We start from the raw sequence: 26,598 nt of genomic DNA, 5'->3' as shown, positions 1-26,598 counted from the left end.
CCCCTCCTCGGGGGCCCGGGCCAGCCCACGCCGGGCGCACGTGTCAGCCCACGCACCGGTGGGTACGGTGGCTGGCGTGACCCTGGAGACCTCTGCCTTCTCCGACCTCTTCCTCTGGCTCCGCCGCGAGGGACTGGAGATCGTGCTGTGGATGACCGGGTCGGTCCTCGTCGCGCGCCAGGTGACGTGGGCGGCGAACCGGTGGACCACGCGGATCGAGCACAACGAGCCGGACGACGACAACCTCGTACGCTCCGAGGACGCCAAGCGCCGTCACGCCCTGGTCCAGCTGCTCTCGTGGGTGACCGTGGTGGTCATCTACGTGGTGGCCGGGCTGATGATCATCCAGCGGTTCGGGGTCTCCCTGAGTGCCATCGTGCCGGCGGCCACCGTCGCGGGTGTCGCCCTCGGCTTCGGCGCGCAGCGGATCGTCCAGGACCTGCTGGCCGGCTTCTTCCTCTTCGCCGAGCGCCAGTACGGCTACGGCGACCTCATCCGCCTGGAGGCGATGGGCGTGGGCAACCCGGTGATCGGCACGGTGGAGGAGGTCAGCCTCCGCACCACGACGGTGCGTACGCCCGCGGGCGAGGTCGTGATCACCCCCAACGGACAGATCGTGCAGACCACCAACCTCTCGCGCGGCTGGGCGCGGGCCGTGATCGACGTGCCCGTCCCGGCCGCCGTCGACGTCAACCACGTCAGCGACATCCTGCGTGACGTGGGCAAGGCGGCCTACGAGGACGAGACGTTGCGCTCGTTGCTGCTCGACGTGCCGGCCGTGATGGGAGTGGAGTCGATCGACCTCGACCAGTTCCACGTGCGGGTGGTGGCCCGGACCCTGCCCGGCAAGCAGTTCGTCGTCGGCCGCACCCTGCGCGCGAAGATCACCCGTCAGCTGATGGCCAAGGGCATCCGCACCTCGGCACAGCTGGCGACCGGCGAGCCGACGGGGGCGCCGCAATGAGCCGCCGTGAGTCCTGGTCCGCCCGCGGGCTGCCGCGCCCCTCGAGCGTGGTGCTCGGCCTCGTCTTCGTTGCGGCGCTGGTCACCTACCTGCTGTTGAACCCGCCGGAGGAGGAGTCGAACGAGCCCGTGGACCGGCCGCGCGAGAGCGCTCCGACCGACCCCGAGGAGACCCGGGAGCCGTCTCCCACCGGGGAGCCGAGCAGCCCGGAACCGTCGACGGAACGCCCGGAGCCGACGGAGACCCAGGCGCCCCGGCCTTCGGAGGAGCCGTCGCCAACCCCGTCACCGAGCCCGTCACCCGGGACGAGCACGCCCAGCCCGACCGCGACCCCGGCCCCACAGGACGGCCAGGCGCCGGAGGACGAGCCGACGCCGGGAGATCCACAGGATCCTTGAGTCGGGCTCCGGGCGAGGTCGACGCCTCAGTCGACGGCGGCCAAGGCTCCGCGGCGGTCCCGGCGCCACTGGCGCCCGGCGTCGTCGCGGAAGACGACCTCGACCGCCACGTCGCCGCTGCTGCGCTGGGCCCCCTGCCAGCGCTGCCACGACTCACGGCCGTCGGCCGTGAGCGCCACCTTGGCGGCCTCGTCGCCGGTCGGAGGCAGCGTCCGGATCCAGCCCACGCACTTCGGGCGACGGCGGCCCAGGGCCACGTACGCCTGGACGTCGTGCACCGGGCGGGACGAGCGGTTCACCACGCGCACCTCCGGCACGTCGACCTCTGCCCAAGCCTCGACGGCTGGCACGTCCAGCCCGTCTGCAGAGCCTGCACCTGAGGAGAGGGGGCGGTTCCTGCGGACGAACAGCCCGCCGATGAGCGCCGCGAGGACGAACAGTGACACCACAACCGCAACCATCAACGTGACTCCCGGGAGATGACGAAGGACAACCCTTTGCCTCATCGGCCCCGAGCCGAGCACTGCGAAGGTTTTCCGGGTCAAACTTAGCCGAACGCCATGATGCCGGTCACATGCCGAGACGGCCGTGTCGGCGAAGAGATCGTTCGCGGTCGACCACTTCGGGCGCGACGGCGCCTCCGCGAGTCCGTGGTCCCCGCGCCGACGCGCCACGACGAAGACCCCGCCGAGGCGGGGTCTTCGTCGTGATGAACAAGAGGGCTGTGGTGAATGGTGCTGGTGGAGCTGCGGGGAATCGAACCCCGGTCCTCGAGCGCCGATCCAGGTCTTCTACGGGTGTAGTCGGTGTTGACGCTTTTCTCGGCCCCGGTGCTTGCACAGACACATCACCGACGGGCTCAGTCAGGAAAAAGTCCCACCCACCCCTCCTGACAGAGAGTGAGCAGCAAGTCCTCTAGATGAGGCCTGGATCCGGGACGAGGACGGATGCCCGGTCAGACCCTTCGATCACTGCTCAGGCAGCGAGAGCGAAGTCGTTGCGCTTAACGTTGGCAACTATAAGGTTCCAGCGATCGTTAACGAGATAACGCTGGCTTCTCGACCCGCTTCCCCTGGAACTAACGTCCCAAGTCGAAACCGATCAGCCCCTCTTGAGTTTTCAAACACTGCTGTCGCAGTCTACTGGGCCCAGCAACCGGGCGCGAACCGTTATTCCACGCGCACCCAGTCGGGGCGTACGCCGGTCAGCCCGAGAGCCTTCAGCCCAAGAGCTTCAGCGCAGGGCCATCGCGCCCGAGGTCGTGGCGGCGAACGGCAGGTCGGCGTCCAGCTTGATCTGGGCGTCGAGCTGCTCGGCGACGTCGGCCGGCCAGTCGGAGGTCTTGCGCGTCTCGAGGTCGATGTGGAGGAAGATCTCCTCCATCACGAAGCTCACCCGCTGGTGGGTCTCGTCGACCAGGTAGACGAGGGCGTGCACGGCGCGGTCCGAGCGGCCCAGCAGGCGCACGCGCACCGAGAGGGAGTCGCCCGTACGCAGCTCGTGCAGGTAGGTCATGTGGTGCTCAGCGGTGAAGACCGCCTGACCAGCGATGTTCGGCCACTGCATCGGGATGCCGAGACCGACGAGCGACTCGTCGAGGCCCTCGGACGCAATGCCCACGTAGTGACGGATGTTCAGATGTCCGTTGATGTCCTCGAAGCCCTGGGGCACGACCTGCTCACAGTAGGCAGGAAGGGCGGAGAGCTCGTCATAAGTCGGTGCAACCACGTCTTGCATTCTGACACGACGCGTTCCTGCACTCGTCAGCAGACCACCTTCTGGGGTCGCGGGAGCCCGCGAGTCAGCGTGCGAACAGGCGTACGCCGTTGTCCCAGCAGACCGCTCGCAGCCACTCCTCCCCCAGCCCCAGCGCCTCCAGCGACTCGAGCTGGTGCACGTAGGGATAGGGGATGTTCGGAAAGTCCGAACCGAGCAGCACCTTGGCCCCCAGGTCGGCCAGGCGCGGCAGCAGGTCGGCCGGGAAGACGCCACCCATGTCGCTGAAGAAGTCGGTGAAGGCCATCGTCGTGTCGAGGTGCACGCGCTCGTGGGTCTCGGCCAGCTCCATGAACTCCCGGTACTCCGGCGCCCCCATGTGCGCGACCACCAGCGCCAGCCGCGGGTGGCGGCGCAGCAGCTCGGCCACCGGTCCGGGGCCGGTGAACTCGTTGGGCACCGGCCCGCTGCCGGCGTGCAGCACCACCGGCGTACCGGCCTCGGCCACCACGCCCCACGCCTCGTCGAGCAACGGGTCCGTGACGTGGAAGGCACCCACCTGCACGTGCACCTTGAAGAGCTCCAACCCGCCAGCGATCCGCTCCGCGACGTACGCCGCCGCTCCCGGCTCGGGATAGAAGGTGCCGCAGTGCAGGGCCTCGGGCTCCCGCGCAGCGAAGCCGGCGGCCCAGTCGTTGAGGAACTCGGCCATCCCCGGCCGGTGGGCGTAGGGCAGGGCGCTGAAGTGGCGTACGCCGAAGTCACGCAGCACCTGGGCGAGCACGGCGTCGGTGTCGCGGTAGCGCAACGGCCAGGGCCGCCCGATCAGCGGACCGGCCTGGTCGAACTGGGCCCTGACCTTCGCGATCACCCGCGGCGGCAGGAAGTGCGTGTGGACGTCGAAGAGCCCCGGCAGACCCAGGCGTTCGGTCCACCGGCGGACGTCCGCGGCGTCCGGGTGGAGCGCGGAGGGCTCAGGCACCACTCGGGGCACCACTCGGGGCACCACTCAGTCCTTGAGGCCCTTGAGGCGGCGCTGGACCGCCTGCTCCTTCTCACGGTTGGCCTGTCGCTCGGCCAACGCGTGGCGCTTGTCGAACGACTTCTTGCCCTTCGCGAGGGCGATCTCGACCTTCGCGCGGCCGTCCTTGAAGTAGAGCGACAGCGGGACGAGCGTGTAGCCCTTGTCGGCCACCTTGCGCTCGATCCGCTCGATCTCGTGGCGGTTGAGCAGGAGCTTGCGCTTGCGACGGGCAGCGTGGTTGGTCCACGTGCCCTGCGAGTACTCGGGGATGTGCACCTGCAGCAACCACGCCTCGCCGTTGTCGATCTCGGCGAAACCGTCGACCAACGAGGCACGCCCTTGGCGCAGCGACTTGACCTCGGTCCCCTGCAGCACGATGCCCGCCTCCCACGTCGTCTCGATGTGGTAGTCGTGGCGCGCCTTGCGGTTCTGCGCGATCAGCTTCGTGCCCTGCTCCTTGGCCATTGGGTCATCCTCTCAACCGAGGGCAAGGGCTTTGCGCCGGGGCCGAGTACGAGGTCACAGCCAGCGACGCGGGTCGACCGTGCGGCCGTTGACCATCACCGTGAAGTGCAGGTGGCAGCCCGTGGACCATCCGGTCGAGCCGACGTAGCCGATGACCTGACCGCGGCTGACCCGCTGACCGGTGCGCACGACGTACTTCGTGGCGTGGTTGTAGACGCTGGCGACGCCGACCCCGGAGAGGATCCCGTGGTCGAGGACGAGCCGGTTGCCGTAGACGGAGCTGTAGTACGACGACGCGATGCGACCGCTGGCCGTGGCGTACAGCGGCGAGCCGCACGAAGCGGCCCAGTCCTGGCCGTCGTGCATGCCCCAGTAGCCGTAGATCGGGTGCTGGCGGTAGCCGTAGGGCGAGGAGAGCCGCGCGTTGCGCACGGGCCAGGACAGCACGCCGCCGGTCTGACCCGGCTTCGACTTGCTCCCCTTGCGGGCGGCCCGCTGGCGCAGCATGCGAGCGATCCGGTCCTCCTCCCGGCGGAGCTGGGCCAGCGCACGCTCGTCGGCGGCCTTCGCCCGGGCGGCGGACTGCTGCGCGGAGCGGCGCTCGGCGACCCGCTTGGCGACGGCGTTGCGGGCGGTGGTCGCCTCGGACCTGAGGACCTCCATGGCGTCGAGGTGCTTCGCAGCGGCCTCGCGCTTGGCCTGGACGTCGTTCTTGGCCTCCTCGACCTGGGCCTCGTTGACGTCGAGCAGGACCTTCGTGGCCAGCAGCTCCTGGTAGGAGTGGGCCTCGCGGTCGACGATGGCGTCGCGCATCTCGGTCTGGCGGGTCAGGTCAGCGGGGGTCTGGGCACCCATCAGCCTCGCGAAGGCGATGAGGGCGGGGTCACCCTGCTGGTAGAAGTCGGTGATCGTGGCAGCCACGGCGCCCTGCTGGACCGTCATCTTCTGCTGGCCCTCGGCGAGCGCCTTGCGCGCACGCTCCAGCTCGGCCACGGCTTCCTCGAGCTCGCGCTGCATCTCGGCGTCCCGCTTCTCGGCGGCAGTGACCTTCGCCACCGCGGCAGCCAGCGCCATCTGTGCACCAGCCAACTCGTTGCGGGCGGCGGTCAGGCGCGCTGACGCCTTCTGCATGGCGGCGCTCGAGGAGTGCAGGTCGGTCTGGGCGCTCTGGATCTGCTGCTTGGTGCGCTTCTGCTTCTTCTTGAGGTCGTCCGCACTCGCGCTCGGGGCCGCCAGGGCGGCCGCCGTGAGGGCGGTGACGAGCAGGGCAGCGAGGACGCGACGGATAGGGCGTCGGTCGTGCGGGCGCACGACGGCTCGGGAAATCAGGTGGTTCTTGCGCACGAAGGTGGCCTTCGACTGTTCGGGGAAGAGAACTCACCGACCGTAACCGAGCGGGATCACACTTTCAGGTATTTGCGCGTCAGCACGAGTGTCGGGAGCACGGTGAGCACCGGACCGAGGATCGCAATGGCCGCCACGGCCACGCCGTACTCACTGCCACCGATCCACGGCATGAACTTCAACGTGTCGCCCGCGCGCTCGTGGATGCCGAACCACATGAACGCCCCCAGGGCCCCGGCTGCCAGGCCGACTCCGACCAGGGCGGTGACCAGCGCCTCCAGGAGGAAGGGCAGGGCGATGTAGGCGGTGGACGCACCGACCAGTCGCATGATGCCGATCTCCTTGCGGCGGGCAAAGGCAGCCAGGCGGATCGTGTTGCCGACCAGGAGCAGCGCTGCCACCACCAGGAAGCCGGCGATGCCGAGAGCACCCCACTGCAGGGCGTTGATGGAGCCGTAGATCGGCTTGAGGGTCTCGCGCATGTCACGGATGCCGGAGACGCCGTCGAGCCCGGTCACCGCGGACGTGATGCCCTCGTACTCGTTGGGGTCCTTCAGCTCGATCCAGACCGACTCGGGCATGTCCTCGGCGGTGGCGGCGGGGTTCGGGCCCTCGAAGCGCTCGGGACCGACCAGCTCCTTGACCTTCTCGAACGCCTCCTCCTTCGACTCCAGGTGGTAGTCGGCGACCTCGGGGTTCTCCTTGACGACCTCGACCACGGCGTCACGCTGGGCGTCGGTGACCTCACCGGTGCACGCGGCGTTGGAGTCGTTGGCCTTGCACAGCCAGACCGTGATCTGGAGCTGCGAGCCCCAGTGGTCGGCCGCCTTGTTGGCCTGCTGGTTGAGCAGGACGCCCAAGCCCACCAGGGTCAGCGAGACGAAGAGCGTCAGCACCACGGCGACGTGCATGGACAGGTTGCGGCGCAGTCCTTGGCCGAGCTCGGAGAAGACGTAACGCAGCTGCATGGATGGAACCTCTCGTGTGCCCACGCGGGTGGGCGAGCAATCAGGTCGGGCGGTGGGGCAGGTCGGGTCGTGCGGGTCAGCTCTGGGTGCCGTAGACACCCTGGGCCTGGTCGCGGACCGTACGTCCGTGCTCCAGCTCGATGACGCGCTTGCGCATCTGGTCGACGATGCCGGCGTCGTGGGTGGCCATCACCACGGTGGTGCCGGTCCGGTTGATCCGGTCCAGGAGCTTCATGATGCCGACGGACGTGGTCGGGTCGAGGTTGCCGGTGGGCTCGTCGGCGATGAGGATCATCGGCCGGTTGACGAACGCCCGCGCGACGGCGACGCGCTGCTGCTCACCGCCGGAGAGCTCGTCGGGCATGCGGTCGGCCTTGCCCTCCAGCCCGACCAGCTCGAGGGTCTCGGGGACCAGCTTGTTGATGTCCTGGCGCGAGCGGCCGGTGACCTGCATCGCGAAGGCGACGTTCTCGCTGACCGTCTTGTTGGGAAGCAGGCGGAAGTCCTGGAAGACGGCGCCGATGTCGCGACGCAGCTTCGGGACCTTCCAGTTGGCGAGCCGGTTGATCTCCTTGCCGGCGACGTAGACACGCCCGGACGTGGGGCGGTACTCGCGCAGCACCAGGCGCAGGAACGTCGACTTGCCCGAGCCGGAGGAGCCGACGAGGAAGACGAACTCGCCCTTCTCGATCTCGACCGACACCTGGTCGAGGGCAGGTTGGGGGTGGCCCGGGTAGGACTTGGTGACCTTCTCGAAACGAATCACGTGCATCGACACTAGCCGAGCGGTGGGAACTCGCCGGGACGTTCGCCGCGCGTCGGGCCGGGTGTACGAGCGAGGACACGACAGCAGCACGGCCGTTCCACTGCGGTGAACGTTGAACCGTGTCTAAACTTCTCCGGTGCATCCCCCTACACGTCGCCTCCTCGTCGTCCCCCTCGCCCTCCTTCTCGGGCTCGGCACCGCAGCGTTCCGGACCGACCAGCCCTCCCCTGCGCCACGTCCGGCCGCCTCGGACTCGCCTGGGCCCGCCCAGGCTCCCCTGCTGGACGCCCCGGCACAGGGCCGCGAGGCGGTGCAGGAGCTCGGCCCCGACCTCGCCGAGGCAGCTGCCCGCAACGGAGTGACGGCGCGGCAGCTGCGCACGTCGCTGCGCAGCGACGACACCCTGTGGCTCGACCAGAGCGGCATGCTCTACGCCAAGGAGGACTTCGGCGGGCACCTTGGCGACCACCCCAGCCACGACCACAGCGCCCAGCGCGGCGAGGTGGGCGCTGTCGGGGCGACGACGACCGGCGACGGACTCGGCCCGGTGGCACCCCTGTCGGAGACCTTCACCCTGAGCAGCCGCCCGGGGGCCGCACGCACCATCTACCTCGACGTCGACGGCCACGACCTCACCGACAGCGCGTGGGCCTCGACCTACCCCGGATCCTCGGGCTTCCACCGGGGGTGGGACCCGGCCGGGGACGGACCCGACTTCTCCGACCCCGAGAGGGTCCTGCTGCAGCAGGTCTGGCAGCGCGTCGCCGAGGACTTCGCCGTCTTCGACGTCAACGTCACCCTCCGGGACCCCGGCGCAGAAGCCCTCCACCGCTCGAGCACCGCTGACCAGGAGTTCGGCGCACGAGCCCTGCTCAGCGACAGCCCTGCCCTGGCCGTGGCGGCGACCGGCAGCAGCTCGCCCGGCGGGACCGTCGGGCTGGCGTACGTCGGCACCTTCAACTCGACCGGCTCGCGCTACCAGAACACCCCCGCGCTCGTCTTCACCGGGAAGCTGCCCGGAGCCTCCGCAGACACCCTCGCCTGGACCGTCTCCCACGAGGTGGGGCACAACGTCGGACTGCACCACTCGTTCGACCAGAGGAGCACCGCCTACGCCGCCCAGGGAGCTGACTCCAGCGACCTCCACTTCCGCCTGATGGACTACGGCACCCCCCGGCCGGCGAGCTTCTGGGCCGAGAGCGAGCGCGACCTGGCCGCCACCCAGCACGGCCTCCCGCTGCTCCGGGACGAGCCGGGCACCGACCTCGCCTCTGCCCGACCGCTGTCGGAGGGAGGCCACGACACCGGCGTCGTCACCTCCGGCGAGGACGCGGACTTCTACCGGCTGGAGGGCTGCACCGACCTGACCGCGCGGGCCCTCACCAGTGGCGTCACGCCCAACCTCGACCTCTCCCTGGCACTGCTCGACGCCGACGGGACCGTCGTCGCCGAGGACAACCCGACCACGACCACCGGTACGCCTGACCGCAACGCCGGTGTCGACGCGTCCCTCACCCACGCCCTGGACGGCACCACCCACTACCTCCGCGTGCGCAGCGACGGCGTCCGCCGTGACGGCGGCGCCTCGTGGACCTACTCCCCCTCCTACGCCGTCGGGCCCTACACCCTCGACGTGGTGGGTTGTGACGTCGAGACGACCGCGCCCGGCGCCCCAACGGCACTGAGCGCCTTCACCACGCCGTCCGGCAGCACCACCGTGGCCTGGGAGCCCCCGCAGGTCAGCGGCGGTGCTCCCGTCACCGCCTACCTCGTCTCCGTCGACAACCGGCCCGAGGTGCGCCTCGGCGCGCAGGCCAGGACGTACGCCCTGAAGACCGCCCCGGACACCCCGGTCACCGTGACCGTGCGGGCCGTCAACACCGCCGGGACCTCTGCGGCCAGCTCGACGCGCTCGATCGTCGTCCCCCGCATGCCGCTCCACGTCGCGATGACCAGGGTGAGCGACACGGCCGCGAAGCTGCGGGTCGTGCTGTCGCCCGACACCGAGGCGACAGGGGTCCAGACGAAGGTGGAGTTCCTCAGGGACGGCCGCTGGTACAGCTTCCAGCCGATCGCGCTGGGAGCCAACATCGCCTTCCCGACCTCCAGCTTCCCGGAGGGGAGCCAGGCACGGGTCACCCTGCTCAACGCCGCCGGCACGGGCGCCACGAAGTCCTTCACCGTGCGCTACACCCCGGTGGCCCCGTCCAGCCCGACCGCCGTGGCCACGACAGTCGACGGCGCCGCGGTCGACCTGACGTGGGGCTCGCCCGCCGACGACGGCGGCCTGCTCGCGGCGTACGAGGTGCGCGTCGGCGACGCGGCATGGGTTCCGCTCACCGCCTCCACGTTCAGCCACCGGTTCGCCGGACTGCCTGCGGGGACGCACACCGTCGCCGTCCGGGCACGGCACGCGGCGGGCACGAGCCCGGATGCGACGGCCACGGTCACCGTGGAGCCCCCGACGCCGACGCCGACGCCCACGCCCACGCCCACACCCACGCCGACACCGACGCCGACTCCCACGCCGGACCCGACTCCCACACCCACGCCGGACCCGACGCCCACGCCCACGCCGGACCCGACGCCGACTCCCACACCCACGCCGACACCGACGCCGACTCCCACGCCGGACCCGACTCCCACTCCCACGCCGACGCCGACTCCCACGCCGACGCCGACACCGACTCCCACGCCGGACCCGACTCCCACTCCCACGCCAACGCCGACTCCCACGCCGGACCCGACTCCCACACCGACGCCGACGCCGACGCCGACGCCCACGCCGACACCGGAGACGAAGACCGCCCCCGGTGCACCGACCCACGTCTCGGCCGCGCGGGGCCGCAAGGGCGGGAAGAGGACGGTCGTCGTGCGCTGGCGCGCGCCGCGGGCAAGCGGCAGCGACGTGGTGAACGGCTACCGCATCGTCCTGCGCAAGGTGAACGCCCGCGGCAAGGTGATCGGTAAGCCGCGCACCGTCGTGGTCACCGGACGGGCCCTCACCCGGGAGGTCCGCCTGGGCACCGGACGCTGGAAGGTCCGCGTCCAGGCCCGCAACAGCGCCGGATGGTCCGCCCTCTCCGGATGGACCAGGCCCGTCAAGCCACGCTGACCCCACCGGGGAACACCCGGCAACGCAAGAGCCGCTGGGCGCCGAGGCGCCCAGCGGCTCTTGTCGTCGGCGGTCCGTGTCGTCAGGACCGGACCGCCGGAGGTCAGTTGGCCTCGGCCTTCTCGGCGCCGCGGCGCCACCGGATGCCGGCCTCGAGGAACGGGTCCAGGTCACCGTCGAAGACAGCCTGGGGGTTGCCGGCCTCGTAACCGGTGCGCAGGTCCTTGACGATCTGGTACGGGTTGAGCACGTAGTTGCGCATCTGGTCGCCCCACGACGCCTGCACGTCGCCGCGCATCTCGTCGAGGTGGGCCTTCTCCTCGGCCTTCTTCAGCGCCAGGAGCTTGGCCTTGAGGACGACCATCGCGGAGGCCTTGTTCTGCAGCTGCGACTTCTCGTTCTGGCAGCTGACCACGGTGCCGGTGGGGATGTGGGTCAGGCGCACGGCGGAGTCGGTGGTGTTGACCGACTGGCCACCGGGACCACCGGAGCGGTAGACGTCGACGCGGATCTCCTCGTCGGGGATGTCGATCTCGTCGGTCTGCTCCAGCACCGGGACGACCTCGACCGCGGCGAAGCTGGTCTGACGACGGCCCTGGTTGTCGAAGGGGCTGATGCGCACGAGGCGGTGGGTGCCGGCCTCGACCGAGAGGGTGCCGTAGGCGTAGGGCGCCTTGACCGCAAAGGTCGTCGACTTGATGCCGGCCTCCTCCGCGTACGAGGTCTCGTAGATCTCGACCGGGTAGCCGTGCTGCTCGGCCCAGCGCACGTACATGCGCTGCAGGGTCTGCGCGAAGTCGGCGGCGTCGACGCCACCGGCGCCGGCACGGATGCTGATCAGGGCCTCGCGGGCGTCGTACTCACCGGAGAGCAGGGTGCGGACCTCGAGCGTCTCGACCGACTTCTTGATCCGGTCGAGCTCGGCCTGGGCATCGGCGAGCGACTCGGCGTCGGCCTCGTCGGTGGCGAGCTCGACCATGATCTCGAGGTCGTCGATGCGTCCCTCGAGGCCGGTGAAGCGCTCGAGCTCACCGTTGAGCTGGGAGAGGCGGCCGGTCACCCGCTGGGCGTTCGCCTGGTCGTCCCACAGGTCGGGTGAACCGACCTGGTCCTCGAGCTCGGCGATCTCGATGCGCATCGCGTCCAGGTCGAGGACCTGGCCGATGGTCTTCATCGTCGCCCGGAGTTGCTTGATCTCTACGTCGAAGTCGGTACCAGCCACGCCGGCCAGCCTACGGCCCGCACCACCAGCAGTCGAACCAGCCGTCCAGCGTGGCCGGGCGCGTCGCCACGCTCAGCGACGCCCGAAGACCTGGGCGGCGTACCAATGACCGTCCGAGTCCTTGCGGGCGACGACGACACCGAGCCGGAACTGCTTGCGCAGGATGTTCCGTCGGTGCCCCTTCGACTTCATCCAGCCCTTGTTGACCGCGGCCTTGCCCGTGGGAAAGCCCATGGCGACGTTTTCACCGACCCATGACATCTTGCACTTGCGCGCGATGACGTTGAGGTCCTGGTGCCAGATGTCGCCCTTGCGGGCCATCTTGGTGGCCTGGATGCGGGCGTACTTGCGCAAGCACTTGTTGCCCTTGAGCTTCACCCGGTCGTGCTTCGCCCGGGCCGCGTTGGTGGCCTTCTCCGCGGCGGTTCCGTAGCGCTGCGCGGCCGTGGCCGCCTGCGCCGGGGCCGGGGTCGCGATGAGCACCAGCACGAGTGTGGTGAGGAGGGCTACGACCATGGGGGCGATTCGCTTCACGTGGGGTCTCCGAGACGGATGGCGGAAAGGCAAGTCGTCGACCCTACGCACTCCTCTGCGCGAGCGCGACCCCTCGCACTAGAGTCCGCCCCCATGAGCGACGCCTCCCCCCACTCGGGTCACCAGCCCGCCAGCCCCGCCCCCTCCTCCCTCCCGCTCAGCGGGATTCGGGTGCTCGAGCTCGGCAACTTCATCGCCGCCCCGACCGCGACCCGGATGCTCGCCGACTTCGGCGCAGAGGTGATCAAGGTCGAGCGCCCGCGCACCGGCGACGAGCTGCGCAACTGGCGCCTCTTCGCCGGCGAGACCTCGATGCTCTACCGCACCCTCAACCGCAACAAGCTCTCCGTGGAGCTCGACCTGCGCTCCGAGGCCGGCCTGCGCGCGGCCAAGGAGCTGATCACCACCTGCGACGTGCTGGTGGAGAACTTCCGCCCCGGCACGCTCGACCGGTGGGGACTCGACGCGGCCACGCTCGAGGAGCTCAACCCCGAGCTCGTGGTGGCCCGGATCTCCGCCTTCGGCCAGACCGGGCCGATGGCCGCCCGCCCGGGCTTCGCGGCCGTCGCGGAGGCGTACGGCGGGCTGCGCGAGCTGGTCGGCGAGGCCGACCGTCCGCCGTCGCGCGTCGGTGTCTCCATCGGCGACTCGATCGCGGGCCTCTACGCCGCCTTCGGGATCGTCATGCAGCTCCACCAGCGCGAGCGGGCCCGTGGCGCCGGAGGCACGGGCCCCTCGCCGGCGCAGCAGCACGTCGACGTGGCGCTGCACGAGGCGATCTTCTCGATGATGGAGTCGCTGGTGCCGGACGTCTCCGCCTACGGCGTGACGCGCGTGCGCACCGGCGGGCGGATGGAGGGGATCGCCCCGTCCAACGCCTACCCCTGCGCCGACGGCGACGTGGTGATCTCCGGCAACGCCGACAACCTCTTCCCGCGGTTCATGCGCGCCATCGGTCGCGACGACCTGGCCGAGGACCCCGCCCTGGTCAACAACAAGGGCCGCTGGGACCGCCGCGACGAGCTCGACGACGCGATCGGCGCCTGGACGAAGGGGCGTACGCGCGAGGAGGCGCTCGAAGTCCTCGAGGAGGCAGGCGTCCCGGCCGGACCGATCATGACGGCCTCCGACATCATGGTCGACGAGCAGTTCCTGGCCCGCGACATGGTGCAGACGCTGCCCGTCCAGGTCGACGGCGACGTCCGGGACGTCGCCTTCCCCGGCGTCGTGCCCGTCCTCGGTGAGCGCTCGATCTCGGTGCGCCACGTCGGACCCGACCTCGGCGAGCACAACGCGTACGTCCTCGGCGAGCTCTTGGGCTGGTCGCCCGAGGCGGTGGCCGAGGCGACCGGGCGCTGACCCCGCGCACGCCTGCCGACTGCCCCCGACGGACGGCACGAATGGGACGAAGACCATTTGTGGTGAAAGTCGACCGAGATACTGTGCTTTAATTCGTCCGCTGCCCCACAGCACTGCCATGCCCCCGTCAGCAGGAGCACCGGACGATGTCGTCGACCCATGCCACCGCACCACGTGCCGCGGCACCCGAGCGCCCACCCGCGCAGGGTGAGCGTCGGCGTACGCCCGCCAAATCGCGCCGCCGGGCCGGCCTGCGCCGCGCCGCCCTGCACCTCACCTCGTTCTCGGTCCTGATGCTCATCTGGTGGGCGGTCACGAGCGCCGGGCTCGTCCGCCCGCTCTACCTGCCCGGCCCCGGCGCGGTGTGGGAGGCCTTCGTGCGGGCCAACACCGACCACCCGATCACCGAGGGGTCGGACCGCATGGTGCGCGGCGCGCAGAACCACTACCTGTGGGAGCACCTGCTCGCCAGCCTGCGGCGCATCGCGATCGGCGTCGGGCTCGCCATCGCCATCGGCATCCCGGCCGGCCTGCTCATGGCCACCACCTGGCTGGGCACCCTGCTGGAGCCCTACCTCCACTTCCTGCGCTCGCTGCCGCCGCTGGCCTACATCGGCCTGCTGATGGTCTGGTTCGGCATCGGCGACACCTCCAAGATCTGGCTCCTGCTGCTCGCGGCCTTCCCGCCGATCGCGATGGCGACCATCTCCGGCGTCCGCAGCGTCAAGGAGGACCAGGTCAACGCGGTGCGCTCGCTCGGCGCGAGCCGACGCCAGGCGCTGACCTCCGTGGTCCTGCCCGCGACGCTGCCCGAGGTGCTCACCGGCATCCGCGTCGCCACGGGCTTCGCCTGGACCACCGTCGTGGCGGCGGAGATCGCCAACGGCATCCCGGGCATCGGTGGCCTGGCCTACCTGTCGGGCCAGAAGCTCCAGAGCCCGCTCGTGATCGCCTGCATCATCGTCATCGGTGTCGCGGCGATCCTCATCGACCTCGGGTTGAAGTCACTCGAAAAGGTCCTTGTCCCCTGGCGGGGCAAGGCGTGAGCGCGCCTCGGCGCGTGAAGGGAGCACCACCAGCATGAAGACACGCATCGCCCCCCGCCTCAGCAGGGGCGCCACCGCGCTCCTCGCCGCCACGCTCGCCCTGGGCCTGGCCGCGTGCGGCAGCGACGACGACAAGAAGGAAGGGGCGTCGGCCGCCGTGGCCGAGTGCCCGTGGGAGGCCGACGAGTCCGTGACCGCCAAGGCCCGCATCGCCTGGCAGGCCATCCCCAACGCCGACGTCGTCGTGAAGGACCTCGGCCTCCTGGAGGCCTGCCTCCCCAACGCCGAGATCACCTGGGTGCAGGCGTCCTCCGGCGGCCAGGTGATCGAGTGGTACGGCGGTGACCAGGTCGACCTCGGCCTGATGGGCTCCTCCCCCGCGGCACGCTCCGCCTCGTCTCCGACCGTCGACGACGTCGACATCCAGACCATCTGGGTCCACGACGTCATCGGTGATGCCGAGTCACTCATCGTCAAGGACGAGGCCATCGAGGAGGTCGCCGACCTGGAGGGACGCACCATCGGCGTGCCGTTCGCCTCCACCGCCCACTACTCCCTGCTGCAGGCGATCTCGGAGGCCGGCCTCGACGCCACCAAGGACGTCAAGGTCATCAACCTCGAGCCCGACAACATGCCCGCCGCGTGGCAGGGCGACGAGATCGACGGCGTCTGGGTCTGGGACCCGGTCCAGTCGCAGCTGCTCTCCGACGGCGGCACCCGGATCCTCTCGTCCAAGGACACCGCGGAGAAGGGCTGGCCGACCTTCGACGTCGGCACCGTCACGACCGCGTTCGCGACCGAGAACCCGGAGTTCCTCGCCACGTGGGCGCAGGCGCAGGACCACGCCGTACGCCTGATCAAGGACGACCCGGCCACCGCGGCCGAGTCGGTGGGCGTCGTGCTGGGCATCGACCCGGGCGAGGCCGAGAAGCAGTTCGCCGGCCTGGTCTTCCTCACCGCCGAGGAGCAGGCAGGTCCGGACTACCTGGGCGGCAAGCTCGCCTCCGACCTCTTCACCGCGGCGGGCTTCCTGCTCGAGCAGGGCGAGATCGAGAAGGTCTCACCGAAGGCCGACTACGTCTCGCGGGTCAACGCCGAGCCCGCCTCCTCCGTGGCCAATGGCTGAGAACCACACCGCGCGCGTCGAGCTCGCCGGCGTGCGGCACCACTTCACCGTGGGTGGTGCCGCCGTCGGCGCGCTCGAGCGGGTCGACCTGACCCTCGAGCCGGGCGAGTTCGTCACGCTCGCGGGTCCGTCCGGCTGCGGAAAGACGACGTTGCTGCGCCTCGTGGCCGGCTTCATGGCGCCGAGCGAAGGGTCGGTCTCCGTGGGCGACCGGCCCGTCCGGGGCCCCGGCGCCGAGCGCGGCGTCGTCTTCCAGCAGCCCACGCTCTTCCCCTGGCTCAGCGTGCGCCGCAACGTCGAGCTCGGGCCCAAGCTGCGCGGCGTCGGCAAGGCAGCGCGCCGCGAGGTCGCCGACCGTTACCTCGAGCTCGTCGGGCTGGAGGCCTTCGGCGACCACCGCCCGTACGAGCTCTCCGGCGGCATGCAGCAGCGCTGCCAGATCGCGCGGGTGCTGGCCAACGAGTCCGACATCGTGCTGATGGACGAGCCGTTCGGGGCCCTGGACGCACTGACCCGTGAGCGGCTGCAGAACGAGCTGCTGGAGATCTGGCGCGCCACCGGCCGCACGATCCTCTTCATCACCCACAGCGTCGACGAGGCGGTCTTCCTCGGCTCGCGCGTGCTGGTGATGAGCCCCCGTCCGGGGCGCATCGTGCTCGACCGCAGCGCGGTCTTCACCCAGGGCGGAGCGGCGGACGGCGTCAAGGTGGCACCGGAGGAGATCCGGGCACTTCCCGCCTACCGGGAGCTGCTCGAGGAGGTGCGGGCAGCGATCCATCTGCCCGCCACCGCCTGAGTTCGTGGCCTCGGCGGCTACCGTCGGGGGCGTGGCCAGAGCAGAGGGTGTCCCGGCGTTCACGATGAACCAGCTCGCCGCCTTCGTGGCCGTCGCCGAGGCAGGCACGATCAGCGGCGCCGCCGAGCGGCTGCACCTCTCCCCCTCGGCGCTCTCCGCCTCCGTCACCGACCTGGAGCGCCACCTGCAGACCCAGCTCCTGCACCGTCGCAAGGCCAAGGGCGTCAGCCTCACCGCCAGCGGCGAGCTGGTGCTGCCCCGGGCTCGCTACCTGCTGCACCAGGCCTCCGAGCTGGAGGCCGATGCCCGAGGTGACGAACGCGGAGTCTCCGGGCTGGTGCGGCTGGGCTGCTACCCCTCGTTGGCGCCGACCGTGCTGCCGCAGCTCGTCTCCGACTTCGCGCGACGCCACCCCGAGGCGCACCTGGAGGTGCACGAGCTCACCCAGGACCAGCTGACCTCGCGCCTCGAGGCCGGCGACCTCGACCTCGCCATCATGTACGACCTGGACCTCGCACCGTCGTGGCGCACGGCCACCCTGGCCCACCTGCGTCCGCGGGTCGTGCTGCCCGCCACGCACCGGCTCGCCGAGGACGCCGGGCCCGTCGACCTCTCCCACCTGCGCAAGGACCCGATGGTCCTGCTCGACGCCCCGCCGAGCGGCAGCCACGCCCACGACTGCTGTGCCAGGGCGGGCTTCACTCCTCGGGTGGCCTACCGGGCGCGGACCTACGAGACCGCTCGCTCCTTCGTCGGCCGCGGACTGGGGTGGACGCTCCTGCTCCAGCGACCCAGCAGCGACACGACGTACGAGGGCCACCCCGTGGTCGTGAAGGAGATCGTCGCGCCGGTGCTGCCCGAGGTCGCCGTCGACCTGGTCTGGCACCCGGGATCGCTGCTCAGCCGGGCGACGCGCACCTTCATCACCGAGGCGCTCAACAAGCCCGCGCAGGAGAAGCGGCCAGTACCACCGAAATTCTGAGGTTGCTGGTCGACATCCTCTGCTTTTCAAACATTGTGACGTGGCCGACTCTGGTCCCACGGCCCCGGCCGAGACCCCCAGAGGAGACCCACCCATGACGACCACAGTCGCTCCCCCCGCCCACGCCGGCAGCCCGGCCGGCGGCGAGGGCACCCCCGGCCACCGCGCCGCCCCCACCGGCGCTGGCCGCGCCGTGGCCAGCAGCTTCGTCGGCACCGCCATCGAGTGGTATGACTTCTTCATCTACGGCACCGCCGCGGCGCTCGTCCTCGGCCCCCAATTCTTCCCCAGCGACAACGAGCTGGCCGGCACCCTGGCCGCGTTCGCCACGCTGGCCGTCGGCTTCGTGGCCCGCCCCTTCGGTGGCGCGATCATGGGCCACTTCGGCGACCGGACCGGCCGCAAGTCGATGCTGGTCTTCTCGCTCCTGCTCATGGGCGCGGCCACCGTCGGCATCGGCCTGCTGCCCACCTACGACACCATCGGCGTCTGGGCCCCGATCCTGCTCGTCCTGCTCCGCTTCGTGCAGGGCATCGGCGTGGGCGGCGAGTGGGGCGGCGCCGTGCTGATGGCCACCGAGCACGCCCCCAAGGGCAAGGCCGGCCTCTACGGAGCCGCTCCCCAGATGGGCGTCCCCGCCGGCGTCATCCTCGCCAACGTCGTCTTCCTCATCTGCAGCCAGCTGATGAGCAACGAGGCCTTCCTCGAGTGGGGCTGGCGCATCCCGTTCCTGCTCTCGGCCACCCTGGTCGCGGTCGCCATGTGGATCCGCCTGGGCGTCATGGAGTCTCCCGCCTTCGCTGCCGTCGAGGAGCAGGACGCCCTCGCGAAGATGCCGCTGATGGAGGTCATCACCAAGAACTGGCGCTCCGTGCTGCTGGCCGGCGGCACCTTCATCGCCACCAACGGCATCGCCTACGTCTTCATGGTCTACGTGCTCAACTACGGCACCACCGAGCTCGGCTTCTCCCGCGGCACGATGCTGGCCCTGCTGATCGCTGCCTGCCCGCTGTGGATGCTGGGCATGGGCGTCTCGGCCTACCGCTCCGACATCGTCGGACGGCGTCGCGTCTACGTCACCGGCGCCGTGGCCCTGCTGGTCTGCGCCACGGTCTTCTTCGCCCTGATCGACACCGCCTCGATCCCCGTGATGCTGGCGGCCATGCTCGGCCTGGCCTACGTGCTCGGCTACACCGTCGGCCCGCAGTCGGCCCTCTTCGCCGAGCTCTTCCCCGCGCACATCCGCTACAGCGGCGCGACCCTGGGCTACCAGGTCGGCGCCATCCTCGGTGGCGGCATCGCCCCCTTCGTGGCCACGGCCCTCTACGCCCACTACGAGACCTCGGCCGCGATCACCGTCTACTTCGTGGGCCTGTGCCTGGTCAGCCTGACCTGCACGGTGGTGCTGCTGCGCCGTCCCCGTCTGGACCTGGCCGACACCACCCCCACCGCCACCCCCGCCGCGACCGAGGAGGTGCGCTGAGATGACGACGTACGCCCCCCTGCCCGACTCCCCCTACTTCCAGCCGACGGAGCACCCGGCGACGCCGCTGGAAGGCCTGACCTCCAGCACCCTCCCGGTCGTCGTGGCCGGCGCCGGCCCCGTGGGCATGGCGGTCGCACTCGGTCTGGCCCAGCGCGGCATCGAGGTCGTGGTGCTCGAGGCGGCGACCAAGGTCTCCTTCGGCAGCCGCGCCATCTGCATCAGCCGCCACAGCCTGGAGGTCGCCGACCGCCTGGGCTTCGGTGAAGCGATCACCGACCTCGCCCTGGAGTGGGAGGGCGGCCGCAGCTTCTACCGCGACCGCGAGGTCATGCGCTTCGCCATGCCCAACGAGGCCCACACCGTGCGCGGCCCGATGGTCAACGTCTCCCAGTCGGAGTTCGAGCAGGTCATGGTCGAGGCGATCGTGGCGAACCCCCGGATCCAGCTCTGCTGGGGCGCGGCGGTCGCTGGCGTCACCCAGCTCGGCGACGGCACGGTCGAGGTGCAGGTCACCTCCTCCACCGGCGACACCACGCTGCGTACGCAGTGGCTCGTCGCCGCCGACGGTGGGCGCAGCGCGGTGCGTGACGCCCTCGGCCTGCGGCTGCAGGGACAGTCCTACGAGGGCCGCTACGTGATCGCCGACATCCACTGGCAGTCCGACCTGCCCGCCGAGCGGATGGTCTGGTTCGACCCGCCGAGCAACCCCGGCTCGACGGTGATCATGCACCAGCAGCCGCACGACATCTGGCGCATCGACTACCAGCTCGCCCCCGACGACGACGCCGAGGAGGAGACCCGCGAGGAGCGCATCCGGGAGCGGATCGCCGCCCACCTCGCCTGGCTCGGCGACGAGCGGCCGTGGCGCCTGGAGTGGCACGGCTTCTACAAGGCGCGCGCGCTGGCGCTGGACAGCTTCCTCCACGACCGCGTGGTCTTCACCGGCGACGCCGCCCACCTGGTGCCGATCTTCGGCGTCCGCGGCCTCAACTCCGGCATGGAGGACGCCGAGACGCTGGTCTGGATGCTCGCCTCGGTCATCCACGGCACCGCCGACGCCGCGCTCCTGGCGACCTACTCCCACGAGCGTCACGACGCGTGGGAGCAGAACATCGCCAACGCGGGCAAGTCGACGCTCGTCATGACGCCGGGCAGCTACGGCCACCGTACGACCCGCGACGCGGTGCTCGCCCTGGCGACCGAGCGCGGCGAGTTCAGCCACCTGATCAACCCGCGTCAGTCGAGTGCCACCCACGCGCGGACCTCGCCGCTCACGGTGCCGCTCGTCGCGCCCGCCTCCGGGCTCCAGCCCGGCGACCCGGTGCAGGACCGCCGGGTCCGCCTGCGCGACGGCAAGCAGAGCTCGCTCAACGACGTACGCAGCACCGGTTTCGGGCTGTACGGGTTCGGCCTCGACGCCGAGTCGCTCGCCGCCGCCCGCGAGCTGCGTACCGCCCTGTCGGTCCAGCGTGAGTGGGAGTACGTCACCCTCGTGCTCGACTCGGCCCCCACCACGCTCGGCGCCGCAACGACGGCAGAGGTCGTCCTCGACGACGCCGCCGCCGAGGTCGCCCACGCCTGGGGCGCCCGCCCCGGGGAGCTCTTCGTGGTCCGCCCCGACGGACTGCTGCTCGCCCGCGGTCAGGCCACCGACCTGCACCCCGTGCTCGACGCGCTGGCCACGGGCCAGACGGCCCACCTCTCGACGGCTGAGCCCTCGACGGCTGACCGGGCCGGTGCCACAGTGGTCGCGGAGGCAGCCTGCGAGCAGGCTCCGGAGCAGGACCCGGCCGAGGCCGCCCGCGAGGCGATCTGGCTGGCCCTCTCCGACGGCCTGAACTCCGTGGCCGCCGACGACCGCGACGGATTCCTGACCCGACTGGCGCTGCTGCTGGGCAACAGCGTCGGAGAGTCCGGATTCGCCGAGGCCGTGGCCGTGGCGCACTCGGTCCGCTGACCCCACCAGAGAATCGACGAAAGAAGAGTTCGATGGCTTTCTACCGCTCCGCCGGCACCATCCCGCCGAAGCGCCACACCCAGCACCGCTCCCCCGAAGGCACCCTCTACTTCGAGGAGCTGATGGGCGAGGAGGGCTTCTCCTCCGACTCCTCACTGCTCTACCACGTCCACATCCCCTCGGCCGTGGCCGCCGTGCGCGAGTGGGAGATCGGCGACCTGTCGCTGACCCCCAACCACCCGCTGCGTCCGATCCACCTCTCGACCCACGCGCTCTTCCCGGACGCCGACGGCGAGGGCACGTCGACCGAGGGCGTGGACGCGGTCACCGGGCGCCGTCTGCTGCTCGGGAACGCCGACGTACGCCTCTCCTACGTGGTGGCGACCGAGACGAGCACCTACTACCGCAACGCGATCGGCGACGAGTGCCTCTACTTCGAGGACGGCGAGGCGGTCGTCGAGACCGTCTTCGGCGACATCACCGCCGGCCAGGGCGACTACGTGATCGTGCCGCGCGCGACGACGTTCCGGGTGGTCCCGAAGGGCTCGGCGCGGATCTACGTGATCGAGGCCAACTCCCACATCGGTCCCCCGAAGCGCTTCCTGTCGAAGTACGGCCAGCTCCTCGAGCACGCGCCCTACTGCGAGCGTGACCTGCGCGGCCCGTCGGCGCCGCGCGTGGTCGAGGGCGAGAACATCGACGTCTTCATCAAGCACCGTGGCCCCGGTCCGTCGGGCATCGCGGGGTCGGTGCACACCCTGCCCCACCACCCCTTCGACGTGGTGGGCTGGGACGGCTGCCTCTACCCCTACGCCTTCAACATCTCCGACTACGAGCCGATCACCGGCCGGGTGCACCAGCCACCGCCGGCGCACCAGGTCTTCGAGGGCCACAACTTCGTGATCTGCAACTTCGTGCCGCGCAAGGTCGACTACCACCCGTTGGCCATCCCGGTGCCCTACTACCACTCCAACGTGGACTCCGACGAGGTCATGTTCTACGTGGGTGGCGACTACGAGGCGCGCAAGGGATCGGGCATCGGGCAGGGCTCGATCAGCCTGCACCCGGGCGGCCACCCGCACGGGCCGCAGCCCGGGGCGTACGAGCGCTCGATCGGCGCGGAGTTCTTCGACGAGCTCGCGGTCATGGTCGACACGTTCCGTCCGCTCGACCTCGGTGAGGCCGGCCGGGAGACCGACGACGGGGTCTACACGTACTCGTGGTCGGGGGGTCCCCAGTGACGCCCAGCTCCAGTCACGGCACCGAGACCGACGTACGCGGCCTGCTCACCGGCCTCTGCGACGACGCGGCGATCTTTCCGCCCGGCAACCTCGCGCTGGAGCAGGCGGTGCCGGCCCACCGTGACCACCTCGCCAGCGAGCACGCCGGCCTGGTCGGGCCGTTCATCGTCTCCGCCGCCGCCCTCCCGCGGCTCGCCGACCTGGTGGAGCCCCACGAGCGGTTCGAGGTCGCCGTGACCGTGCCTGCGCCCACCCAGGTGGCCGAGGTCCTCGCTGCGGCCGACGCCATCCCAGGCGTCCTGGTCGTCGCCCTCGAGGTCGTGGTGCCCGCGGACGTCGACCCCGAGGAGGTCGTCCCGGTGCTGACCGAGGCACTGGCTGGTCGAGACGACATCGAGCTCTTCGTCGAGCTGCCCCGCGACGAGCGCCGCCCGGCGCTCGTCGCGGCGCTGGCCGGCACTTCCTACCGGGCCAAGCTGCGCACGGGCGGGGTCCGCGCGGACCTCTACCCCGACGAGCGCGAGCTCGCCGAGGCCGTGCGGCTGCTCGTGGAGGCGGGGGTGCCCTTCAAGGCCACCGCTGGACTGCACCACGCGCTGCGCAACACCGACCCGGCCACCGGCTTCGAGCAGCACGGATTCCTCAACCTTCTGGCCGCGGTCGACGCCGCCCAGCGCGGCGCCGACACCGACGCCGTGGTGGCGACCCTCGCCGAGCGTGACCCCGGAGCGGTGACCGCCCGCGTACGCGACGCGGCCGCCCGCAGCGAGGAGGTCCGGGCCGCCTTCCGCAGCTTCGGCACCTGCTCGATCCTCGAGCCCCGCGACGAGATGGCCGACCTCGGCCTCCCCACGCTCGACCTGGCGCCGGTCACGGCACCGGCCCCGACCACCGAAGGACAGCACGCATGACCACCCTGCCCATCATCGAGGACTCGCTCTTCGGCCTCGACAACCTTCCCTACGGCGTCTACAGCGTCGACGGCTCCGCCCCCCGCGTCGCGGTCCGCCTCCACGACCACGTCATCGACCTGGGGCTGCTGCTCGGCACCGAGGGCGACAACGACGTCTTCGCCGCGCCGACGCTCAACCCGTTCATGGCCCAGGGGCACGCGCGCTGGGTGGAGGTGCGCGCGGCGATCCGCGAGGCGCTGCGCGGCGAGGTGCCCCAGGATGCCCTGCACCGGCTCGACGACGTGACGCTGCACCTCCCGGTCGAGGTGTCCGACTACGTCGACTTCTACGCCTCCGAGCACCACGCCTCCAACCTCGGCCGGCTCTTCCGCCCCGACAACCCCGACCCGTTGATGCCGAACTGGAAGCACCTGCCCGTGGGCTACCACGGCCGCTCGGCCTCCATCGTGGTCTCCGGCACCGGCATCGTCCGGCCTCAGGGCCAGCGCAAGGGCCCTGCGGACGAGAAGCCCGTCTTCGGCCCCTCCACCCGCCTCGACATCGAGGCCGAGCTCGGCTTCATCGTCGGCACCGGCAACGCGATGGGCTCCTCGATCGCGGCGGAGGACGCGGAGCAGCACATCTTCGGCGTCGTGCTCTTCAACGACTGGTCCGCCCGCGACATCCAGGCCTGGGAGTACGTGCCGCTGGGTCCCAACCTCGGCAAGTCGTTCGCCTCGACGATCTCGCCCTGGGTGGTCCCGCTGCTCGCCCTGCAGGAGGCGAAGGTCAGCGTCCCCGACCAGGAGCCCGAGGTGCTGCCGTACCTCCAGATGCGCCAGCCCTGGGGCCTCGACGTCGACCTCGAGGTGGTCTGGAACGGCGAGACCGTGACCCGGCCGCCGTACGCCGCGATGTACTGGTCGCCGGCCCAGATGCTCGCCCACACCACGGTCAACGGCGCTCCCACCCGCACCGGTGACGTCTACGCGTCCGGCACCATCTCCGGCCCGGAGAAGAACCAGCGCGGTGCCTTCATCGAGCTCACCTGGGGCGGCAAGGAGCCGGTCCAGGTCAACGGCGAGGAGCGGACGTTCCTGGAGGACGGCGACCAGGTCACCCTCACTGCCACCGCCCCGGGCGCCAACGGCGGCCGCATCGGCTTCGGCGAGTGCACGGGACGCATCCTCCCCGCGCGCTGAGCCCTACCTGAGCCCAGCACCACCCCTTCCGGACGGTCGGTCCGCGCTGCCCACGCAGCGCAGGCCGACCGTTCTTGCGTCTTCGAGCCTCAGCTGCGGGAGGGCAACGTCCGCAGGAGGTAGCGCTCCGCGGCGACCGACTGCTCGGCCAGGTCCCACATGGTCGACGTCAGCCCGTCGGAGGCGGGCACCTCGAAGGGACCTCGTTCCCCGTCGCTGCTCAGCAGCTCGACGGCACCCACCAGCGCCGCCCGATCGAGCGAGGCGGTGTCGGCGATCGTCGTGAGGTCGCGCAGCCCTTCGCGCAACCGGTCGAGCTCGGCGAGCTGGCGGTCGTCGAGCTTGTCGTGGTCGGGCACGAGCTCGCCCTGCTTCTGGGTCGCGTCACGGTGCAGCGCGACGACCTCGGGCGTGGTGGGACTCGCGCCGTCCGCAGCCGCCCGCAACGCCTCCGCCGTCGCCTCGGTGGCCGACTGGATGCGCTGACGCAACGCTGCCGGGCGGAAGGCCGGCACCACCACGAAGCCCAGCACCAGCCCCACCACCACGGCGCAGGCCGTGAGGGCGGTGTACTGCACCAGCAGTTCGGTGGCATCGAGGTCGCGGGTCACCGAGTTGAAGCCCACGCTCACCATGACCATGAAGGCGCCGCCCAGCGCGGGCCGGGTCACGACGTACCACAGCCCCAGGGCCAGGGAGAGGGCCGAGATCGGCATCAGCCAGCTCGACGGTGCGGCCAGCAGGATCACCGCCACCGCGGCCGCCCCGACGACCACCCCGACGACCTTCGTGCGCGCCTTGGCCAGCGTGTCGCGCCAGCTGGCCTGCAGGATGCTGAACGTCGCCATCAGCACCGTGACCACCAGGGGGTCCGAGGGGTCGAGGGGCGCCGTGACCAGGAGCATCACCAGAAGCCCGAACGCCGTACGCACGGCGTGGCGCATCCGCACCGAGCGCAACCGGGCCGAGGGGTGCATCACTGCGTCGCGCAGCGCCCGGCGGGTGCCGCGGTCCAGCACCACAGCCGTGGTGTCTCGCTCCCGCACGGCCTTCTCGACGGTGTCCAGGGAAGCGGAAGCCTCCCGGAGCGCCGCCGGAGCGTCGGGCGGCACGGGGGCCACCGGTACGTCGGGGGTGGCGTCCGACGGCGGGCGCTTGGCACGGACCTGGTCAGCCAGGGCGGCACAGCGGGCCCGGAGCGCCGTCATCGTCGGCTCCGCGCTGGGGGTGGCCGCGTCCAGCTGCGCCCGCCGCAGCGCCACCCGGAACCGCGACCCCTCTCCCAGGACGGTCGCCAACCATCGTGGCCGTCCGTCGCTGAGCCACGCGTCGAACGCGGCCACGGTCGCCTCCGTGTCCTCCGCCTCGAGCGCCTGGGCCACCTGCTCACGCGTGGGCTTGGAGGCGTCGGCGATGCCGAAGAGCACCCGTACGAGGAGGGCGACCACGACGCCCGAGACGGCGGCGGCCACGACCTGCTGGTCGTCCGCGGTCCCGTGGGTGGCGTAGGCATAGGCGTAGAGGGTGGTCATCCCCAGCCCGAGCCCGGTGTTGGCGAAGCGTGGGCCCAGCCCCGGGAGCAGTGCCGCCACGAAGCCCAGCAGCACGACCAGGCCGATCGCGGCGGGGCGCGAGTCCTGGGCGAGCAGCCGGGGAGCCACCGCCGCGACGACCAGCAAGGGCGCCAGCACGGCCGCCACCCGCAGGTCGGCACGCAGCGACCCGCCCATGAGGGCGACGAGGGAGAAGAGACCGACCAGGCCACCGATGATCCCGGCGGGACCGCTGCCGAAGTGATCGGCCACCATCACCGAGGGCACCACCACGACCAGCCCGAGGATCAGCAGCACCGGGCTTCCGCCGGGCCGGGAGCGCCGGTGCTCCGGCTTCTCGCGCCTCTTCCTGGCGGAGCCACCGCGCTCCGCAGCCGACGTCGGCGCGCTCGCTTCACTCATGGCCACTCCCGAGGACGACGTCAGCGGTCCGTCCACCGT

General features: G+C 71.0%; 23 protein-coding genes and 1 other RNA gene. 12 read left to right on the top strand and 12 right to left on the bottom strand.

What is annotated here, in order from left to right; genetic code table 11:
• Nucleotides 1-76 precede the first annotated feature (76 nt).
• Nucleotides 77-964, top strand: coding sequence for a mechanosensitive ion channel family protein (locus FCL41_RS04200; protein WP_239021769.1), 888 nt, complete (start codon nucleotides 77-79; stop codon nucleotides 962-964).
• An 85-nt stretch (nucleotides 965-1,049) separates the two neighbouring features.
• On the opposite strand, the gene FCL41_RS04195 is transcribed toward FCL41_RS04200, so the two are convergent.
• The 9 genes from FCL41_RS04195 to ftsE all read right to left on the bottom strand — a co-directional run bounded on the left by FCL41_RS04195 (nucleotide 1,050) and on the right by ftsE (nucleotide 7,645).
• A complete protein-coding gene (locus FCL41_RS04195; RefSeq protein ID WP_137066152.1) occupies nucleotides 1,050-1,277 on the bottom strand; it encodes a hypothetical protein in 228 nt (75 codons plus the stop codon).
• A gap of 111 nt (nucleotides 1,278-1,388) precedes the next feature.
• The gene (locus tag FCL41_RS04190; protein WP_137066151.1) at nucleotides 1,389-1,712 is read right to left on the bottom strand and encodes a hypothetical protein; all 324 of its coding nucleotides are present in this window, start codon (nucleotides 1,710-1,712) and stop codon (nucleotides 1,389-1,391) included.
• A 388-nt stretch (nucleotides 1,713-2,100) separates the two neighbouring features.
• Nucleotides 2,101-2,471, bottom strand: a transfer-messenger RNA (tmRNA) gene (ssrA, locus tag FCL41_RS04185).
• A 124-nt stretch (nucleotides 2,472-2,595) separates the two neighbouring features.
• A complete protein-coding gene (locus FCL41_RS04180) occupies nucleotides 2,596-3,090 on the bottom strand; it encodes a thioesterase family protein (protein ID WP_170970271.1) in 495 nt (164 codons plus the stop codon).
• 73 nt (nucleotides 3,091-3,163) lie between these two features.
• Nucleotides 3,164-4,084, bottom strand: a complete 921-nt coding sequence (locus FCL41_RS04175; RefSeq protein WP_239021768.1) for an amidohydrolase family protein — start codon at nucleotides 4,082-4,084, stop codon at nucleotides 3,164-3,166.
• Between the two features lie 3 nt (nucleotides 4,085-4,087).
• Nucleotides 4,088-4,567: an SsrA-binding protein SmpB gene (gene smpB, locus FCL41_RS04170; RefSeq protein ID WP_137066149.1), complete on the bottom strand. Its 480-nt coding sequence runs from the start codon at nucleotides 4,565-4,567 to the stop codon at nucleotides 4,088-4,090.
• A gap of 54 nt (nucleotides 4,568-4,621) precedes the next feature.
• Nucleotides 4,622-5,911, bottom strand: a complete 1,290-nt coding sequence (locus tag FCL41_RS04165) for a peptidoglycan DD-metalloendopeptidase family protein (RefSeq protein ID WP_137066148.1) — start codon at nucleotides 5,909-5,911, stop codon at nucleotides 4,622-4,624.
• 56 nt (nucleotides 5,912-5,967) lie between these two features.
• A complete protein-coding gene (gene ftsX, locus FCL41_RS04160) occupies nucleotides 5,968-6,879 on the bottom strand; it encodes a permease-like cell division protein FtsX (RefSeq protein WP_137066147.1) in 912 nt (303 codons plus the stop codon).
• A gap of 76 nt (nucleotides 6,880-6,955) precedes the next feature.
• A complete protein-coding gene (gene ftsE / locus FCL41_RS04155; RefSeq protein ID WP_137066839.1) occupies nucleotides 6,956-7,645 on the bottom strand; it encodes a cell division ATP-binding protein FtsE in 690 nt (229 codons plus the stop codon).
• 136 nt (nucleotides 7,646-7,781) lie between these two features.
• Between ftsE and FCL41_RS04150 the strand changes: the two genes are divergently transcribed.
• Nucleotides 7,782-10,760: a zinc-dependent metalloprotease family protein gene (locus FCL41_RS04150; RefSeq protein ID WP_137066146.1), complete on the top strand. Its 2,979-nt coding sequence runs from the start codon at nucleotides 7,782-7,784 to the stop codon at nucleotides 10,758-10,760.
• 103 nt (nucleotides 10,761-10,863) lie between these two features.
• Here FCL41_RS04150 and prfB read toward each other — a convergent pair whose 3' ends face one another.
• Together prfB and FCL41_RS04140 are read right to left on the bottom strand one after the other, a co-directional pair.
• Nucleotides 10,864-11,982, bottom strand: coding sequence for a peptide chain release factor 2 (prfB, locus tag FCL41_RS04145; protein WP_137066145.1), 1,119 nt, complete (start codon nucleotides 11,980-11,982; stop codon nucleotides 10,864-10,866).
• Between the two features lie 72 nt (nucleotides 11,983-12,054).
• Nucleotides 12,055-12,516 (bottom strand): CAP domain-containing protein, encoded by a 462-nt coding sequence (locus FCL41_RS04140; protein ID WP_137066144.1) that lies wholly within the window; start codon nucleotides 12,514-12,516, stop codon nucleotides 12,055-12,057.
• Between the two features lie 93 nt (nucleotides 12,517-12,609).
• Between FCL41_RS04140 and FCL41_RS04135 the strand changes: the two genes are divergently transcribed.
• From FCL41_RS04135 to fahA, 10 genes are all read left to right on the top strand, one after another.
• A complete protein-coding gene (locus FCL41_RS04135) occupies nucleotides 12,610-13,875 on the top strand; it encodes a CaiB/BaiF CoA transferase family protein (protein ID WP_137066143.1) in 1,266 nt (421 codons plus the stop codon).
• Nucleotides 13,876-14,021: 146 nt separating this feature from the next.
• Nucleotides 14,022-14,921 (top strand): ABC transporter permease, encoded by a 900-nt coding sequence (locus FCL41_RS04130; protein WP_137066142.1) that lies wholly within the window; start codon nucleotides 14,022-14,024, stop codon nucleotides 14,919-14,921.
• A gap of 34 nt (nucleotides 14,922-14,955) precedes the next feature.
• Nucleotides 14,956-16,047, top strand: coding sequence for a taurine ABC transporter substrate-binding protein (locus FCL41_RS04125; RefSeq protein WP_137066141.1), 1,092 nt, complete (start codon nucleotides 14,956-14,958; stop codon nucleotides 16,045-16,047).
• Nucleotides 16,040-16,843: an ABC transporter ATP-binding protein gene (locus tag FCL41_RS04120; protein WP_137066140.1), complete on the top strand. Its 804-nt coding sequence runs from the start codon at nucleotides 16,040-16,042 to the stop codon at nucleotides 16,841-16,843. Before FCL41_RS04125 ends, FCL41_RS04120 begins: the two co-directional genes overlap by 8 nt.
• Before the next feature lie 31 nt (nucleotides 16,844-16,874).
• Nucleotides 16,875-17,825 carry a LysR substrate-binding domain-containing protein gene (locus tag FCL41_RS04115; protein WP_137066139.1) on the top strand — a complete coding sequence of 317 codons (951 nt, stop codon included), beginning with the start codon at nucleotides 16,875-16,877 and terminating at the stop codon, nucleotides 17,823-17,825.
• A gap of 94 nt (nucleotides 17,826-17,919) precedes the next feature.
• Nucleotides 17,920-19,308: an MFS transporter gene (locus FCL41_RS04110; RefSeq protein ID WP_137066138.1), complete on the top strand. Its 1,389-nt coding sequence runs from the start codon at nucleotides 17,920-17,922 to the stop codon at nucleotides 19,306-19,308.
• A 1-nt stretch (nucleotide 19,309) separates the two neighbouring features.
• Nucleotides 19,310-21,268 carry an FAD-dependent monooxygenase gene (locus tag FCL41_RS04105; protein WP_137066137.1) on the top strand — a complete coding sequence of 653 codons (1,959 nt, stop codon included), beginning with the start codon at nucleotides 19,310-19,312 and terminating at the stop codon, nucleotides 21,266-21,268.
• A 32-nt stretch (nucleotides 21,269-21,300) separates the two neighbouring features.
• Nucleotides 21,301-22,509: a homogentisate 1,2-dioxygenase gene (locus tag FCL41_RS04100; protein WP_137066136.1), complete on the top strand. Its 1,209-nt coding sequence runs from the start codon at nucleotides 21,301-21,303 to the stop codon at nucleotides 22,507-22,509.
• Nucleotides 22,506-23,420 carry a hypothetical protein gene (locus FCL41_RS04095; protein ID WP_212723152.1) on the top strand — a complete coding sequence of 305 codons (915 nt, stop codon included), beginning with the start codon at nucleotides 22,506-22,508 and terminating at the stop codon, nucleotides 23,418-23,420. Before FCL41_RS04100 ends, FCL41_RS04095 begins: the two co-directional genes overlap by 4 nt.
• Complete coding sequence (gene fahA, locus FCL41_RS04090; RefSeq protein ID WP_137066135.1) at nucleotides 23,417-24,604, top strand: fumarylacetoacetase; 1,188 nt, start codon at nucleotides 23,417-23,419, stop codon at nucleotides 24,602-24,604. The genes FCL41_RS04095 and fahA overlap by 4 nt, the downstream gene beginning before the upstream one ends.
• Nucleotides 24,605-24,693: 89 nt before the next feature.
• On the opposite strand, the gene FCL41_RS04085 is transcribed toward fahA, so the two are convergent.
• On the bottom strand, nucleotides 24,694-26,559 hold the full coding sequence (locus FCL41_RS04085) for a hypothetical protein (RefSeq protein ID WP_137066134.1): 1,866 nt from the start codon (nucleotides 26,557-26,559) through the stop codon (nucleotides 24,694-24,696).
• Nucleotides 26,560-26,598: the final 39 nt, after the last annotated feature.

The sequence above is a fragment of the Nocardioides jishulii genome (assembly GCF_006007965.1).
In the GTDB taxonomy this organism is placed as follows: Bacteria; Actinomycetota; Actinomycetes; order Propionibacteriales; family Nocardioidaceae; genus Nocardioides; species Nocardioides jishulii.
This window is presented reverse-complemented; position numbering and strand designations above follow the sequence as displayed.

Bases quoted from the DNA above. Each gene is read 5' to 3' on its own strand.
- FCL41_RS04100 (WP_137066136.1), top strand. From the start codon at position 21,301: ATGGCTTTCTACCGCTCCGCCGGCACCATCCCGCCGAAGCGCCACACC.
- FCL41_RS04135 (WP_137066143.1), top strand. From the start codon at position 12,610: ATGAGCGACGCCTCCCCCCACTCGGGTCACCAGCCCGCCAGCCCCGCC.
- ftsX (WP_137066147.1), bottom strand. From the start codon at position 6,879: ATGCAGCTGCGTTACGTCTTCTCCGAGCTCGGCCAAGGACTGCGCCGC.
- FCL41_RS04130 (WP_137066142.1), top strand. From the start codon at position 14,022: ATGTCGTCGACCCATGCCACCGCACCACGTGCCGCGGCACCCGAGCGC.
- FCL41_RS04105 (WP_137066137.1), top strand. From the start codon at position 19,310: ATGACGACGTACGCCCCCCTGCCCGACTCCCCCTACTTCCAGCCGACG.
- fahA (WP_137066135.1), top strand. From the start codon at position 23,417: ATGACCACCCTGCCCATCATCGAGGACTCGCTCTTCGGCCTCGACAAC.
- smpB (WP_137066149.1), bottom strand. From the start codon at position 4,567: ATGGCCAAGGAGCAGGGCACGAAGCTGATCGCGCAGAACCGCAAGGCG.
- FCL41_RS04110 (WP_137066138.1), top strand. From the start codon at position 17,920: ATGACGACCACAGTCGCTCCCCCCGCCCACGCCGGCAGCCCGGCCGGC.
- FCL41_RS04120 (WP_137066140.1), top strand. From the start codon at position 16,040: ATGGCTGAGAACCACACCGCGCGCGTCGAGCTCGCCGGCGTGCGGCAC.
- FCL41_RS04125 (WP_137066141.1), top strand. From the start codon at position 14,956: ATGAAGACACGCATCGCCCCCCGCCTCAGCAGGGGCGCCACCGCGCTC.
- FCL41_RS04085 (WP_137066134.1), bottom strand. From the start codon at position 26,559: ATGAGTGAAGCGAGCGCGCCGACGTCGGCTGCGGAGCGCGGTGGCTCC.